Here is a 685-nt window from a genome sequence, read left to right as displayed (position 1 = left end):
ACGGTCGCCAGGGCATTGCCACCGTTAAAAATGGCCAGTGCCTTGGGCACGCTGGCGGCGGGCACCAGACGCATGGCCAACGCCGCCGACATCGACCAGAAGCCACCGATTACCACGCCGATCAATGCGCGACCGATCATATACACCGTGTAATTGGGCGCCAGGCCCACCACCAGCCCGGACGCGCACATCAGCGCGGTCAACAGCAGCAACAGGCGCTTGCGATCCATCGAGCCGGCGAGCCTGCTGATCGTCAGGCTGGTCAGCACCGCGAACGCGCCAGAGATGGCAATGCCGTAGCCGGCCAGGCCTTCGCTGATGTGCAAGTCCGTAGCCATTGGCGTGAGCAGACTGACCGGCATGAACTCGGAAGCGATCAGCGCGAAGACGCACAGGGTCATCGCGAACACGCCGCTCCAGTACGCCGGTTGCTCGCCGTCAGTGGACGCTTCCATGGGCTGGGCTGTCGGGGTGTCGATTACTTGAGCCGTCATGCGAAAACCTGTCTTGAAGAAGAAATCATCGAGGCCTTCTGCCCCGCTACTCAGGCTGCAAAGCTTGACGGATCGGGCTTAACTTGATTAGTAGCGGTAATCTTCATGTGCTTTTGAGAAAAATTCAGCAATGAGCAACGCCAAAGTCAACGACCTGCAGGCCTTTCTGGCGGTGGCCCAGGAGCAAAGCT

General features: G+C 60.0%; 1 protein-coding gene. It reads right to left on the bottom strand.

All coding sequences use genetic code 11. The features are described 5' to 3' along the window. The coding region (locus J5M71_RS26295; protein ID WP_243434357.1) for an MFS transporter at window positions 1-455 on the bottom strand (455 nt) is incomplete at its 3' end. Window positions 456-685 lie beyond the last annotated feature (230 nt).

Source organism: Pseudomonas sp. 43(2021) (assembly GCF_017490805.1).
Classification (GTDB): domain Bacteria; phylum Pseudomonadota; class Gammaproteobacteria; order Pseudomonadales; family Pseudomonadaceae; genus Aquipseudomonas.
This window is presented reverse-complemented; position numbering and strand designations above follow the sequence as displayed.